The organism is Pseudomonas sp. GM24 (genome assembly GCF_000282235.1).
Classification (GTDB): domain Bacteria; phylum Pseudomonadota; class Gammaproteobacteria; order Pseudomonadales; family Pseudomonadaceae; genus Aquipseudomonas.
In genome coordinates this window covers 3,075-16,930 of sequence record NZ_AKJR01000079.1, presented here as the reverse complement: position 1 = coordinate 16,930, position 13,856 = coordinate 3,075, and the positions used below count along the sequence as shown (strand labels likewise).

The window sequence follows — 13,856 nt, the reverse complement described above, 5'->3', positions numbered from 1 at the left end:
GGCTTTTGGCTGTTTAAATCTGTGTCAGATAACCAGAACCTTCCCACAAGGTTTTCAGGTTGTCCGTCGGACGTGGGCTCTCTAGTCTTTGGGCGTCGCTGAAGACTCGGCGATCGGGAGGTGAGATTCCCGGTTATTGAATTTGGAAACCTGCACAAGCCCCTCCATAATCGCCGCCAGCTCATGCTGTCAGCAGTTTTTATGGCGGCTATGTACGGGCGGACTTTTGTCCGGCCGGGTTGGTTTCCTTACCGGTAATCTCACTCCGTACATAGTTGCCACCTCATTTCTCGAGTGAGATCGGAAATGAATGGCGTCAGTTAATAAGGAAATTTTCCATGGATAAATTGATACCTGACCCACCCCTCGATACCCCACTCGAAGACGCCATCCGCGCCGACGACCAGATCAAAACCCGCGAAGCCATCAAACGCGCCCTGGATTTCTATCTCAGCCCCGACCCGGTCAAGCCCCGGCAACCCAGCACGATGTTCCTGATCCAGCCAAACATCGACACCGAAAGCCTGCTGGCGCATGCCTGTGAATCACTGGCGTCGGCGAACACGTTAACCGGTAACTTTGCCGATCAGTTGGGCCGGCCCGAGCGTAGTACGGCGTTGGCGATTCAGCAGATCATCATGCTGGCGGAGCTGGCGGTGAATCGGGCGCTGGATCGGGTTGATCCGCAGACCTGAGACCGCGTTATCGTTCTTCGCGAGCAGGCTCGCTCCCACATTTGGGACGCGTTCCCTTTGTAGGCGCGAGCGTGCTCGCTATGGAGCAGGTTCATGCACCAAAAATCCAGGTACAAGAATGGTGATTATCACCGGTAACGGCCCGGTTTTTTGGTTTCATAAGCAGATGAATGCTTGATTCAATGGCTTATTTCAATTCGATATGAAGCTCACCGCAAACCTGTAATTTATGACAGTAGATAATCTTTCCAATGCGCCTGAGTATTTCTTCAAGCCGAGTACGTTTCGCTACTGCAAGGAGCGACTTCGAGGCTTGAACGAAAACACATAAGGACTTGACCATGAGTTATCCGATTATTACTGACTACAAAGCCTTCAGGATTTACGAATATGAATGGGGCTTCTCCCGCTTTCAAGTTTTTTATAAGGACGGAACCCCTTATTCACAGTTATGCGCTACGAGGGAAGATGCACAGCGCATCGTCGATGAGATTGGCACTTAAACCTCTAGAACAGTAGAAGTCTTGTCTGACCTATCAACGTTGTCGCCTGCTTTGCGGGGGTTGTAGGGTGGAACCGGCGACCATGCTCTGATCGCCGGTTTTTCATTCAGCCCTCTTCAGATCACTGCATCAACACTTCAATCGAGCCATCAGCGGTCATGCTGACCTGACTGGTGCCCGCTTCAACTTCCGGCGTCACTGGCGCCGAGTCCATCGCCGCCGCTTTCATCATCATCGGTGCGCGCAGGTACGGTTGTGGATAACCGTTGCTGTTGAGGTTCAGGTTGACGATTTTGTAACCCTTGCCGCCCAGTGCATCAGTGGCCAGTTGCGCGCGGTTTTTGAAGGCGGTCACGGCTTCTTTGAGCAACTGGTCTTCACTGGACTTGCGGGTCGGGTCGGCGATGGCGAAGTCCATGCCGCCCATTTTCAGGTCGCCCAGCAGTTCGCCGGTGAGTTTGGACAGGGCGGCGAAGTCGGCGCTTTCCAGGCGCAGTTCGGCGCGTTCACGCCAGCCGGTGATCTTCTGGCCTTTGGTGTCGTAGATCGGGTAACTGTTGCGGCTGCCTTGGCGCAAGGTGATGTCTTTGACTTGCTTGGCCTGGGCCAGTGCCTTGTTCATGGTGGTGCTGACGTCGGCGGCGAGTTTCGCCGGGTCGGTGTTTTGCTCTTCGGTGTAGAGGGTGACGATCATCAGGTCGCGGGCGACTTCCGTGCTGACTTCGGCGCGCAGGGAAATCTGGTTGTAGTGCAGCTCATCGGCGGCCAGGGCCGGAAGGCTGGCGATGCTGCCGACGGTCAGGGCGAGAAGGGCGGCGCTGCGGCGGAATGTGTGCATGAAAGCTCCTTGATGAGGGCGCAGGTGATGGTTCGGGGGCCTGCGTGAAACCATCAGACTCTAGCTTTTATGATCCGGTTCGCCCAGTTACAACTTCTATACACATCGGCGGGTCAGCTGTGCAGCCCTTCGCGAGCAGGCTCGCTGCCACCTTTGAAATGCATTCCCCCCTGTGGGAGCGAGCTTGCTCGCGAAGAGGCCCTTATAGCCGCCGAAGATGTCTTCGCCATGTGGTCGTTTGCCGCACTTTCGCCTCTCAAGGCCGTGGCTTGGTTATACTCCGTGCGATCCGCCTGGAGCGCTCATCAGGAGAGCTCATGCTCGCCCCCGTACAATTGACTTCCGCCACTCGCCAGAACCTCTGGCGGCTGACTTTTATTCGCACTCTGGTGCTCGCCGCGCAGGCCGGTTCTGTAGGCCTGGCCTACTGGCTGCAACTGCTGCCGTTGCCGTGGGTGCAACTGGCAATGACCCTTGGCTGCTCGACGCTGCTCTGCGTGTTTACCGCGGTGCGTTTGCGTACCTCGTGGCCAGTGACCGAACTCGAATATGCGCTGCAACTGGCCTGCGATCTGGTGATCCACAGTGCGCTGCTGTACTTCTCCGGCGGTTCGACCAACCCGTTTGTTTCCTATTATCTGGTACCGCTGACCATCGCCGCGGTGACACTGCCGTGGCGCTATTCGGTGATCCTCTCCGGCATCGCGCTGGCGCTGTACACGGTGATGCTGACGCGGTTCTATCCGCTGGAAACCCTGCCGGTCGCCCGCGAGAATCTGCAGATCTACGGCATGTGGCTGAGCTTCGCGCTCGCCGCGGCGGTGATCACCTTCTTCGCCGCGCGTATGGCTGAGGAGCTGCGCCGTCAGGAAGAATTACGCGCTATCCGCCGTGAAGAAGGCCTGCGTGATCAGCAATTGCTCGCCGTCGCCACCCAGGCCGCTGGCGCCGCCCATGAACTGGGCACACCGCTGGCGACCATGAGCGTGTTGCTCAAGGAAATGCAGCAGGACCATCCTGACCCGATGCTGCAGGACGACCTGAAGGTGCTGCAGGATCAGGTCAAACTCTGCAAAGAAACCTTGCAGCAACTGGTGCGCGCCGCCGAGGCCAACCGGCGTCTGGCGGTCGAGATGCAGGACGTCACCGACTGGCTCGATGAAGCGCTGAACCGCTGGCACCTGATGCGTCCGGAGGCCAGTTATCGCTTCCACCGTCTCGGCCAAGGCACCGTGCCGCGCATGGCGCCGCCGCCGGATCTGACCCAGGCCTTGCTGAATCTGCTCAACAACGCCGCCGATGCCTGCCCGGAAAACCTCAAAGTGACCCTGGACTGGGACGTCGAGAACCTGACCATCAGCATTCGTGACCACGGCGCCGGCGTGCCGCTGGCCATCGCTGAGCAGATCGGCAAACCGTTTTTTACCACCAAGGGCAAAGGTTTCGGCCTGGGCCTGTTTTTGAGCAAGGCCAGCGTGACACGCGCCGGCGGCTCAGTGAAACTCTATAGTCATGAGGAAGGCGGCACGCTCACCGAGCTGCGCCTGCCCCACGGCGCCCGAGGAGACCAACATGAGTGACGAAATCCAAGTCGAAGGCGAAGAACTGCCGCATTTGCTGCTGGTCGACGACGACGCAACCTTCACCCGCGTCATGGCCCGTGCCATGGCTCGCCGTGGCTTTCGCGTCAGCACCGCCGGTTCCGCCGAAGAAGGCCTGACCATCGCCCAGGCCGATCTGCCTGATTACGCTGCGCTCGATCTGAAAATGGACGGCGATTCCGGTCTGGTACTGCTGCCCAAGCTGCTGGAGCTGGACCCGGAAATGCGCGTGGTGATTCTCACCGGATATTCGAGCATTGCCACCGCAGTCGAAGCGATCAAGCGCGGCGCCTGCAACTACCTGTGCAAACCGGCCGACGCCGACGACGTGCTGGCCGCGTTGCTCTCCGAGCATGCTGATCTCGACAGTCTGGTGCCGGAAAACCCGATGTCGGTTGACCGCCTGCAATGGGAACACATCCAGCGTGTGCTCACCGAACACGAAGGCAACATCTCCGCCACTGCCCGTGCCCTGGGCATGCACCGCCGCACCCTGCAGCGCAAACTGCAGAAGCGCCCGGTTCGTCGCTGAACCTGCGCTGAACGACTATCGCCAGCCCTCGCGATAAAACGCACCGATCATCTATGATCGGTGCGTGTCTGTTCTTTTCTATATCGAGCCTTATCCATGAATCAGAACGCTGAATATTCCGCGGTCAACGATGCTGTGCGCGGGCAGTTTTTTCGTAAAGTGTGGGCGATGACCACGCCTTACTGGCGCAGCGAAGAGAAGGGCAAGGCCTGGACATTGCTGATTGCCGTGATCGCGTTGTCGCTGTTCAGCGTGGCGATCTCGGTGTGGATCAACAGTTGGTACAAGGATTTTTACAACGCTCTGCAAAAGAAGGACGAAGCGGCGTTCTGGCAGTTGATCCTGTATTTCTGCGGCATCGCCACGGTGGCGATTCTCGGCGCGGTGTATCGCCTGTACCTGACGCAGATGCTGACGATTCGCTGGCGGGCGTGGCTGACCGAGAACCACTTCAAGCGCTGGCTCGGCCACAAGAACTACTATCAGCTGGAGCAGGGCGGTTACACCGATAACCCCGACCAGCGGATTTCCGAAGACCTCAACACCTTTACCGCCAACACCCTGAGCCTTGGCCTCGGGCTGATTCGCACGGTGGTCAGTCTGGTGTCGTTCTCGATCATTTTGTGGGGCGTTTCCGGCAGCATCGAAGTGTTCGGCATCGAGATTCCCGGCTACATGTTCTGGTGTGCGCTGATTTATGCCGCCGTCGGCAGTTGGCTGACGCACCTGATCGGTCGACGCTTGATCGGCCTGAACAACCAGCAACAACGTTTCGAAGCAGACCTGCGTTTCTCCATGGTGCGCGTGCGCGAGAACGCTGAAAGCATCGCCTTGTATAACGGTGAACCGAACGAAAATCGTCGTTTGAGCAGCCGTTTCGGGCTGGTCTGGCACAACTTCTGGGACATCATGCGCGTATCCAAGCGCCTGACGTTCTTCACTTCCGGCTACGGCCAGATCGCAATCATCTTCCCGTTCATCGTCGCGGCCCCACGTTATCTGGCGGGCAAGATCGAACTGGGTGAGCTGATGCAAATCAACTCGGCATTCGGCAACGTGCAGGAGAATTTCAGCTGGTTCATCAGTGCGTATTCGGATCTGGCCGCGTGGCGCGCAACCTGTGATCGTTTGCTGAGTTTCCGCCAGGCCATGACCGACAACGAAGAGCGCACCCCGGCGATCGACGTGCAGAATCAGGGCAGCGAACTGCAGGTGCATAACCTTGGTCTGGACCTGGCCGATGGTCGTCATCTGTTGACCAATGCCGACATGACCGTTGAGCCGGGTGATCGGGTCATGCTCAGCGGCCGTTCCGGCAGCGGCAAGTCGACGCTGTTGCGGGCGATGGGGCATTTGTGGCCGGCGGGGCACGGCAACATCCGCTTGCCGGCGGCGCGGTATCTGTTCCTGCCGCAAAAGCCGTATCTGCCGATCGGCACCCTGCGCGAGGCACTGAGTTATCCACAACCGGGTGACACCTACGCGTCTGAACGTTATGCACAGGTGCTGGAAACCTGCCGTTTGCCGCATCTGGTCGCGCGGCTGGACGAGGCCAATCACTGGCAACGCATGCTCTCGCCGGGTGAACAGCAACGCTTGGCCTTCGCCCGTGCGCTGCTTTACGCACCGCAGTGGTTGTACATGGACGAAGCGACTTCGGCGATGGACGAGGAAGATGAAGCGACGCTGTATCAGGCGTTGATTGATCAGATACCGGGGCTGAGCATTGTCAGCGTCGGCCATCGCAGCAGTTTGAAACGCTTCCATCCACGGCATGTGCGGATCGAGAGCGGGCATTTGGTTGAACAGACCGTGACTGCCTGATCAACACACATCCCATGTGGGAGCTGGCTTGCCAGCGATGGCGTCGGTTTAGTCGACATCTTCATCGACAGGTATGGCCTCATCGCTGGCAAGCCAGCTCCCACAGGTTTTGTATGGAAATGGAAAGTGATCGTACAACCCGCTTGAGCTATGATGCCCACAAGCCGAATTTTCGAGACTAGATGCACACCATGGAAAACCTGATCGACACCCCGCGTCTCCCGCGCAAGCGCCGCAGTCTGGCCCAGGAACTGGTGACGGTGCTGAGCGAGCAGATCCGCGATGGCCTGCTTAAACGCGGTGACAAATTGCCTACCGAGTCGGCGATCATGGAAGCCCATGGCGTCAGCCGCACCGTGGTGCGCGAGGCGATTTCCCGTTTGCAGGCAGCCGGCCAAGTGGAAACTCGCCACGGCATCGGCACCTTCGTACTCGACACGCCAAGTCCGAGCGGTTTCCGTATCGATCCGGCCACCGTCGTCACCCTGCGTGATGTTCTGGCCATCCTCGAATTGCGCATCAGCCTCGAAGTCGAATCTGCCGGCCTTGCCGCGCAACGTCGCAGCGCCGAGCAACTGGCGACCATGCGCGCCGCGCTCGATGCGCTTAATGAAAGCGCTGCCCATGCCAGTGATGCTGTGGCGTCGGACTTTGCTTTCCACCTGGAAATCGCCCTGTCCACCGGCAACCGCTACTTCACCGACATCATGACCCACCTGGGCACCAGCATCATTCCGCGTACGCGGCTGAATTCGGCGCGATTGGCCCATGATGATCAACAGCACTACATGAGTCGCCTGAGCCGTGAGCACGAAGAAATCTACGACGCGATTGCCCGTCAGGATTCCGATGCAGCGCGTGCGGCGATGCGTCTGCACCTGACCAACAGCCGTGAAAGACTGCGCCAGGCCCATGAAGAGGCGCAGGCGCAGGGTTAGTATTTATTAGTGTTTGAGGTAAACCCGCAGATCCGGAGACTCAGCCGTATTACCTGACGAGGTCTGCACGCTATAACTCAATTTAGCGGTGGCACCTGGTACGAGCTTTTCTGCAAATATCTTTTTCGGGATCTCGAATACAAATGGAGCATCGGCGGGTGACCCTACGGCAAGTTCCCAGCTGTATTCATTCCCTGTGGAAGTGCTGACCTTGAATGTGATCTTGTCTCCCTTGCTAACATTTGGATATGACTGGACTTCGCCGTGGGCAGGATCAACCAGGTTGTGAACGTAGAGTGTGAACTCTCCATTGTGCTCGATGGCTTCGCGGAGGCGGGGGGGAGCGAGTGCTTTTACTTGAACATTCATGATCGAAATTCCTTTTATAACCAATCAAACCTTTGCAATCGCGTAGTGATGACACACTACGATCGGAGTCGGTTTGTTATCTCCTGACGTCATTAGCTCAGGAATACCCATTCTTACGCACCTGTAAGAAATACCAGTCTCGACGAACGGTTATCACGCGAAGCGCCTGTGCCAAAGCGTTGTGAGCTAGTCAATCGAAAATCATGATCAAGTTTCGATCCGCAACCTCAACACTTCCGAAAACGGCTCCATGCTCGACTCGTCGCAAAACTTGTAGCGCAGTTCAACCACCCTGTTCAGGTACGGCCGCAGCGCCTCTTTAGGTATCTGCAACTCGATCCCTGTGAGCTTTTCCATCTCGTCCTCGGCATCGTCCCAAGTGCCAGTGTTCACTTCCTCACCTGCCCATTCCGGTTCCTCAGGGTCGTCGCCGAGAATCGGGTAGACGCTCCAGTTCGCCGGAAAATCGCTGGAATCCGGGACTTGTACGATCAAGACATCAGGCAGCGTCGATAGCTGAAGCGTGAGGGTGCAGGAGGACTGAGCAGCCATTTTCGAGAGAGTCGGAGCAGCGTAATTCGTGGACATTTCGGGTTCCTTCGAGTGATCCGCCACGATCCTTCGTGGCGGTCGTCACACATTACGCGGCGTAGCAACGGCGCTCAGTAAACGAATCTTGACCAGACGTTTCTGCAATCGAACCCAGTAATCACGGGCCTTTGCGAGAATTCGCGCTAGGGCTTAAACACTTTTGTCCGACAAAAAACCACCCACAACGATGAAATGCAGTTGACGGTTATCTTTTAAGTTGTACGATGACCTACAACTTCAGCGAAGGCTGAACGATCAACTCACAAAAAACGTTGCTACCAGGGTGTTCGAATAATGAATCCACAAGAACTGAAGTCCATCCTCTCTGCCGGCCTGCTGTCTTTCCCGGTGACCGATTTCAACGCGCAGGGCGATTTCAACCGCGCGGGCTATATCAAACGCCTGGAATGGCTGGCTCCGTATGGCGCTTCAGCCTTGTTCGCCGCCGGTGGCACTGGTGAGTTCTTCTCCCTCGCCGCCAGCGAATACTCGGAAATCATCAAGACTGCCGTCGACACTTGCGCAACGAGTGTGCCGATCCTCGCCGGTGTCGGTGGTTCGACTCGTCAGGCCATCGAATACGCTCAAGAAGCCGAGCGTCTGGGCGCCAAAGGTCTGTTGCTGCTGCCGCACTACCTGACCGAAGCGAGCCAGGATGGTGTTGCCGCTCACGTTGAAGCCGTGTGTAAATCGGTCAACATCGGCGTGGTCGTCTACAACCGCAACGTTTGCCGCCTCAACGCACCGCTGCTGGAACGTCTGGCCGAGCGCTGCCCGAACCTGATCGGCTACAAGGATGGTCTGGGCGATATCGAGTTGATGGTGTCGATCCGTCGCCGCCTCGGTGATCGCTTCAGCTACCTGGGTGGTCTGCCGACCGCCGAAGTCTACGCCGCAGCCTACAAGGCGTTGGGCGTGCCGGTTTACTCCTCGGCGGTGTTCAACTTCATCCCGAAAACCGCGATGGACTTCTACCACGCGATCGCTCGTGAAGATCACGCCACCGTCGGCAAGATCATCGACGACTTCTTCCTGCCGTACCTCGACATCCGCAACCGCAAGGCCGGTTATGCCGTGAGCATCGTCAAGGCAGGCGCGAAAATCGCCGGCTATGACGCAGGCCCGGTGCGGGCACCGCTGACCGACCTGACTGGCGAAGAGTACGAAATGCTCGCCGCGCTGATCGACAAGCAAGGTGCGCAGTAACACCCGATAAAAGCGAGGCCGCTGAGCAATCAGCGGCTTTTTGCGTGAAGGCTTTGAGATTTGAGGGCTGCCCCTGTGACAACTGCAAAACGCTACGACAACTACATCAACGGCGAATGGGTTGCCGGTGCCGACTACTCGGCCAACATCAACCCGTCGGAACTGAGCGACACCATCGGCGACTATGCCAAGGCTGACCTGACTCAGGTTCACGCCGCCATCGACGCTGCTCGCGCGGCATTCCCGGCGTACTCGACTTCGGGCATTCAAGCCCGTCACGATTCGCTGGATAAAGTCGGCACGGAAATTCTCGCCCGTCGCGAAGAACTCGGCACCTTGCTGGCCCGCGAAGAGGGCAAGACCCTGCCCGAAGCCATCGGCGAAGTGACCCGCGCCGGTAACATCTTCAAGTTCTTCGCTGGTGAATGCCTGCGTCTGTCCGGCGACTACGTGCCGTCGGTGCGTCCGGGCGTCAACGTCGAAGTGACCCGCGAAGCACTGGGCGTGGTCGGTCTGATCACCCCGTGGAATTTCCCGATTGCGATTCCGGCGTGGAAGATTGCTCCGGCGTTGGCCTACGGCAACTGCGTGGTATTGAAGCCCGCCGATCTGGTGCCGGGTTGCGCCTGGGCACTGGCGGAAATCATCTCCCGCGCAGGCTTCCCGGCCGGCGTGTTCAATCTGGTGATGGGCAGCGGCCGTGTGGTCGGTGATGCCTTGGTGCAGAGCCCGAAAGTCGACGGCATCAGCTTCACCGGTTCGGTGGGTGTGGGTCGTCAGATCGCGGTCAACTGCGTCTCGCGCCAGGCCAAGGTTCAGCTGGAAATGGGCGGCAAGAACCCGCAGATCATTCTCGATGACGCCGACCTCAAGCAAGCGGTCGAGCTGTCGGTGCAGAGCGCGTTCTACTCCACCGGCCAGCGTTGCACAGCGTCGAGCCGCTTGATCGTCACCGCCGGGATTCACGACAAGTTCGTTGAAGCCATGGCCGAGCGCATGAAGTCGATCAAGGTCGGCCACGCCCTGAAATCCGGCACCGACATCGGTCCAGTGGTTTCGCAAGCACAGCTTGAACAGGACATGAAGTACATCGACATCGGTCAGTCCGAAGGTGCGCGTCTAGTCAGCGGTGGCGGTCTGGTGACCTGCGACACCGAAGGCTACTTCCTCGCGCCAACGCTGTTTGCCGACAGCGAAGCGTCGATGCGCATCAGCCGTGAAGAGATCTTCGGCCCGGTGGCCAACGTCGTTCGCGTGGCCGATTACGACGCGGCGCTGGCGATGGCCAATGACACCGAATTCGGTTTGTCGGCGGGTATTGCGACCACCTCGCTGAAGTACGCCAACCACTTCAAACGTCATTCGCAAGCCGGGATGGTGATGGTCAACCTGCCGACCGCTGGCGTCGATTACCACGTTCCGTTCGGTGGCCGTAAAGGTTCATCCTATGGATCACGTGAGCAAGGCCGTTATGCGCAAGAGTTCTACACGGTCGTGAAGACCAGTTACATCGGTTCCTGATTAACGCAATAACCCTGTAGGAGCTGCCGAAGGCTGCGATCTTTTAAGATCAAAAGATCGCAGCCTTCGGCAGCTCCTACAGGGAATAGATGCAAGACCAAAGAAGATTCACCCGCGCATAAAAATAATCAGTGGGAGTACCTCTACATGCAATCGTCCAAGCCGACTCACGTCCGCTATTTGATCCTGCTCATGCTGTTTCTGGTGACCACGATCAACTACGCCGACCGTGCCACGATCGCCATTGCCGGCTCCAGCCTGCAAAAAGATCTGGGCATTGACGCAGTCACCCTCGGCTACATCTTCTCCGCATTCGGTTGGGCCTACGTGGCCGGGCAAATTCCCGGTGGCTGGTTGCTCGATCGCTTCGGCTCGAAAAAAGTTTATGCCCTGAGCATTTTCACCTGGTCGCTGTTCACCGTGCTGCAAGGCTTTGTCGGTGAGTTCGGCATGTCCACCGCCATCGTTGCGCTGTTCATGCTGCGCTTCCTCGTCGGTCTGGCTGAAGCGCCTTCGTTCCCCGGCAATGCGCGTATCGTCGCCGCATGGTTCCCGACCGCTGAGCGCGGCACTGCTTCGGCGATCTTCAACTCGGCGCAATACTTTGCCACCGTGTTGTTCGCACCGCTGATGGGCTGGATCGTGTATTCCTTCGGTTGGGAGCACGTGTTTATCGTTATGGGGATTCTCGGGATCATCTTCTCGCTGGTCTGGCTGAAAGTGATCTACAGCCCGCGTGAACACCCGCGTATCAACGAAGCCGAGTTCAAACACATCGCTGAAAACGGCGGCATGGTCGACATGGATCAGAAGGGCAAAAAGTCCGACGGTCCGAAGTGGGATTACATCCGTCAACTGCTGACCAATCGCATGATGCTCGGCGTGTATCTGGGCCAGTACTGCATCAACGGCATCACCTATTTCTTCCTGACCTGGTTCCCGGTGTATCTGGTGCAAGAGCGTGGCATGACCATTCTCAAGGCTGGTTTCATCGCCTCGTTGCCGGCAATCTGCGGCTTTATCGGCGGCGTACTCGGCGGGGTGATTTCCGACTACCTGTTGCGCAAGGGCCACTCGCTGACCTTCGCGCGCAAAGCGCCGATCATTGCCGGCCTGCTGGTTTCCAGCAGCATCGTTGCCTGCAACTATGTTGAAGTGGAATGGATGGTGGTTGGCTTCATGGCCCTGGCCTTCTTCGGCAAAGGCGTTGGCGCACTCGGTTGGGCGGTGGTTTCCGACACTTCGCCAAAACAGATCGCCGGTCTGAGCGGTGGCCTGTTCAACACTTTCGGCAACATTGCTTCGATCACCACGCCGATCGTGATTGGCTACATCATCAGCTCCACCGGTTCGTTCAAATGGGCGCTGGTGTTCGTCGGTGCCAACGCACTGGTCGCGGTGTTCAGCTATCTGGTCATCGTTGGCCCGATCAAACGTGTGGTACTCAAAGAGCCGCCAACCAACGGCGGTGTTGAAGCCAGCGGTAAATTGTCCCAAGCGCATTCCTGAGGAGCGGCGTCATGCAGTTGATTGAACATTCCGACTCGCCGCGCCACATCCGCCTGCACGAGCGGGACAATGTGGTGGTCGTGGTCAACGACCAGGGCGCACCGGCCGGCACTGAGTTTGCCGATGGCCTGGTGACGCTGGAATATGTGCCGCAGAGCCACAAGGTCACCCTTGAAGACATTCCCGAGGGCGGCCAGGTGATTCGCTACGGTCAGGTGATCGGCTACGCATTACAGCCGATTCGCCGTGGCAGTTGGGTCAAGGAAGATCAACTGCGCATGCCGACCGCGCCGCCGCTGGACAGCTTGCCGCTGTCCACCGAGGTGCCGGACGCGCAGGCACCGCTGGAAGGCTTCACCTTCGAGGGCTATCGCAACGCTGACGGCACCGTCGGTACGCGCAATATTCTCGGGATCACGACCACGGTGCAGTGCGTCACCGGCGTGCTTGATCACGCGGTAAAACGCATCAAGGAAGAGCTGCTGCCGAAGTACCCGCATGTCGATGACGTCGTGGCGCTGACCCACAGTTATGGCTGCGGCGTGGCGATTACTGCCACCGACGCTTACATCCCGATTCGCACCGTGCGCAATCTGGCGCGTAATCCGAACCTCGGTGGCGAGGCGTTGGTGATCAGCCTCGGTTGCGAGAAATTGCAGGCCGGGCAGGTGATGCACGAAGACGATGCGTCGGTGGATCTCAGCGATCCGTGGCTGTATCGCTTGCAGGATTCCAGTCACGGCTTCACCGAGATGATCGAACAGATCATGGAACTGGCTGAGGTCCGTTTGAAGAAGCTCGACCAGCGTCGCCGCGAAACCGTGCCGGCATCCGAGCTGATTCTCGGCATGCAGTGTGGCGGCAGCGATGCGTTCTCCGGGATCACCGCCAACCCGGCGCTGGGTTATGCCTCGGACTTGTTGTTGCGTGCAGGGGCGACGGTGATGTTTTCCGAAGTCACCGAAGTGCGCGATGCGATTTACCTGCTGACTTCACGCGCCGAAAGCAAAACCGTCGCCGAGGAACTGGTGCGCGAGATGGACTGGTACGACCGTTACCTGGCCAAGGGTGAAGCGGATCGCAGCGCCAACACCACGCCGGGCAACAAGAAGGGCGGGCTGTCGAACATTGTCGAGAAGTCGCTGGGTTCGATCGTCAAATCCGGCAGCAGCGCAATCAACGGCGTGCTCGGCCCGGGCGAGCGGTTCAAGCAGAAGGGTTTGATTTTCTGTGCAACGCCGGCGAGTGATTTTGTTTGCGGGACGTTGCAGTTGGCGGCGGGGATGAACTTGCATGTGTTCACCACCGGGCGGGGTACGCCGTATGGTTTGGCGATGGCGCCGGTGGTGAAGGTATCGACGCGGACGGAATTGGCGCAGCGCTGGCCTGATCTGATTGATATCGACGCCGGAAGGATTGCGACCGGGCGCGCGACGATCGAGGAACTGGGTTGGGAGTTGTTCCACTACTACTTGGATGTTGCCAGCGGCAAACAGCAGACGTGGGCGGAGAAGCACAAGCTGCATAACGACATTACGTTGTTCAACCCGGCGCCGATTACTTGATGCGTGACCGGCTCGGCCCTCACCCCAACCCTCTCCCGGGGGGGATAGGGGGCCGATCCGGGGATATTTTAGAAGTACATCGACTTGAAAGTGCTTTGCCGAATCCATAATCGACTCGGTCTTGCAGGTCGATGTATGACACAAGACACCTCGGTCAGTCCCCT

The 13,856-nt window shown here is 58.3% G+C and carries 12 protein-coding genes and 1 pseudogene; 10 read left to right on the top strand and 3 right to left on the bottom strand.

Annotation, left to right across the window (positions count from 1 at the left end; all coding sequences use genetic code 11):
* The first annotated feature begins 338 nt into the window (after positions 1–338).
* On the top strand, positions 339–695 hold the full coding sequence (locus tag PMI23_RS11925) for a DUF6124 family protein (protein ID WP_007915313.1): 357 nt from the start codon (positions 339–341) through the stop codon (positions 693–695).
* Between the two features lie 341 nt (positions 696–1,036).
* On the top strand, positions 1,037–1,198 hold the full coding sequence (locus tag PMI23_RS29855; protein ID WP_007915314.1) for a hypothetical protein: 162 nt from the start codon (positions 1,037–1,039) through the stop codon (positions 1,196–1,198).
* A gap of 121 nt (positions 1,199–1,319) precedes the next feature.
* Here PMI23_RS29855 and PMI23_RS11920 read toward each other — a convergent pair whose 3' ends face one another.
* Complete coding sequence (locus PMI23_RS11920; RefSeq protein WP_007915315.1) at positions 1,320–2,036, bottom strand: SIMPL domain-containing protein; 717 nt, start codon at positions 2,034–2,036, stop codon at positions 1,320–1,322.
* A gap of 317 nt (positions 2,037–2,353) precedes the next feature.
* On the opposite strand from PMI23_RS11920, the gene PMI23_RS11915 reads away from it, so the two are divergent.
* From PMI23_RS11915 to PMI23_RS11900, 4 genes are all read left to right on the top strand, one after another.
* Entirely contained in the window at positions 2,354–3,616 is a 1,263-nt protein-coding gene (locus PMI23_RS11915) for an ATP-binding protein (protein WP_007915316.1), read from the top strand.
* Positions 3,609–4,169 carry a response regulator transcription factor gene (locus tag PMI23_RS11910; protein ID WP_003221630.1) on the top strand — a complete coding sequence of 187 codons (561 nt, stop codon included), beginning with the start codon at positions 3,609–3,611 and terminating at the stop codon, positions 4,167–4,169. The genes PMI23_RS11915 and PMI23_RS11910 overlap by 8 nt, the downstream gene beginning before the upstream one ends.
* A 96-nt stretch (positions 4,170–4,265) precedes the next feature.
* On the top strand, positions 4,266–5,993 hold the full coding sequence (locus tag PMI23_RS11905; protein WP_007915329.1) for an ABC transporter ATP-binding protein/permease: 1,728 nt from the start codon (positions 4,266–4,268) through the stop codon (positions 5,991–5,993).
* Between the two features lie 191 nt (positions 5,994–6,184).
* Positions 6,185–6,931 (top strand): FadR/GntR family transcriptional regulator, encoded by a 747-nt coding sequence (locus PMI23_RS11900; RefSeq protein ID WP_176472316.1) that lies wholly within the window; start codon positions 6,185–6,187, stop codon positions 6,929–6,931.
* 6 nt (positions 6,932–6,937) lie between these two features.
* On the opposite strand, the gene PMI23_RS11895 is transcribed toward PMI23_RS11900, so the two are convergent.
* Both PMI23_RS11895 and PMI23_RS11890 read right to left on the bottom strand, forming a co-directional pair.
* Entirely contained in the window at positions 6,938–7,300 is a 363-nt protein-coding gene (locus PMI23_RS11895; RefSeq protein ID WP_007915332.1) for a hypothetical protein, read from the bottom strand.
* Between the two features lie 207 nt (positions 7,301–7,507).
* Positions 7,508–7,888, bottom strand: coding sequence for a hypothetical protein (locus PMI23_RS11890; RefSeq protein ID WP_007915339.1), 381 nt, complete (start codon positions 7,886–7,888; stop codon positions 7,508–7,510).
* 297 nt (positions 7,889–8,185) lie between these two features.
* Between PMI23_RS11890 and kdgD the strand changes: the two genes are divergently transcribed.
* The 4 genes and pseudogenes from kdgD to garD all read left to right on the top strand — a co-directional run bounded on the left by kdgD (position 8,186) and on the right by garD (position 13,692).
* Entirely contained in the window at positions 8,186–9,097 is a 912-nt protein-coding gene (gene kdgD / locus PMI23_RS11885) for a 5-dehydro-4-deoxyglucarate dehydratase (protein ID WP_007915340.1), read from the top strand.
* Between the two features lie 75 nt (positions 9,098–9,172).
* Positions 9,173–10,618 (top strand): aldehyde dehydrogenase family protein, encoded by a 1,446-nt coding sequence (locus PMI23_RS11880; RefSeq protein WP_007915341.1) that lies wholly within the window; start codon positions 9,173–9,175, stop codon positions 10,616–10,618.
* Positions 10,619–10,735: 117 nt separating this feature from the next.
* Positions 10,736–12,127 (top strand): annotated as a pseudogene (locus PMI23_RS11875) (MFS transporter); the annotation flags it as partial.
* 11 nt (positions 12,128–12,138) lie between these two features.
* Entirely contained in the window at positions 12,139–13,692 is a 1,554-nt protein-coding gene (gene garD, locus PMI23_RS11870; protein ID WP_007915343.1) for a galactarate dehydratase, read from the top strand.
* The last annotated feature ends 164 nt before the right edge of the window (positions 13,693–13,856 follow it).

Excerpts from the sequence above, each read along its gene's own strand:
- PMI23_RS11925 (WP_007915313.1), top strand. The coding sequence starts at position 339 with ATGGATAAATTGATACCTGACCCACCCCTCGATACCCCACTCGAAGAC.
- PMI23_RS29855 (WP_007915314.1), top strand. The coding sequence starts at position 1,037 with ATGAGTTATCCGATTATTACTGACTACAAAGCCTTCAGGATTTACGAA.
- PMI23_RS11920 (WP_007915315.1), bottom strand. The coding sequence starts at position 2,036 with ATGCACACATTCCGCCGCAGCGCCGCCCTTCTCGCCCTGACCGTCGGC.
- PMI23_RS11915 (WP_007915316.1), top strand. The coding sequence starts at position 2,354 with ATGCTCGCCCCCGTACAATTGACTTCCGCCACTCGCCAGAACCTCTGG.
- PMI23_RS11910 (WP_003221630.1), top strand. The coding sequence starts at position 3,609 with ATGAGTGACGAAATCCAAGTCGAAGGCGAAGAACTGCCGCATTTGCTG.
- PMI23_RS11905 (WP_007915329.1), top strand. The coding sequence starts at position 4,266 with ATGAATCAGAACGCTGAATATTCCGCGGTCAACGATGCTGTGCGCGGG.
- PMI23_RS11900 (WP_176472316.1), top strand. The coding sequence starts at position 6,185 with ATGGAAAACCTGATCGACACCCCGCGTCTCCCGCGCAAGCGCCGCAGT.
- PMI23_RS11895 (WP_007915332.1), bottom strand. The coding sequence starts at position 7,300 with ATGAATGTTCAAGTAAAAGCACTCGCTCCCCCCCGCCTCCGCGAAGCC.
- PMI23_RS11890 (WP_007915339.1), bottom strand. The coding sequence starts at position 7,888 with ATGTCCACGAATTACGCTGCTCCGACTCTCTCGAAAATGGCTGCTCAG.
- kdgD (WP_007915340.1), top strand. The coding sequence starts at position 8,186 with ATGAATCCACAAGAACTGAAGTCCATCCTCTCTGCCGGCCTGCTGTCT.
- garD (WP_007915343.1), top strand. The coding sequence starts at position 12,139 with ATGCAGTTGATTGAACATTCCGACTCGCCGCGCCACATCCGCCTGCAC.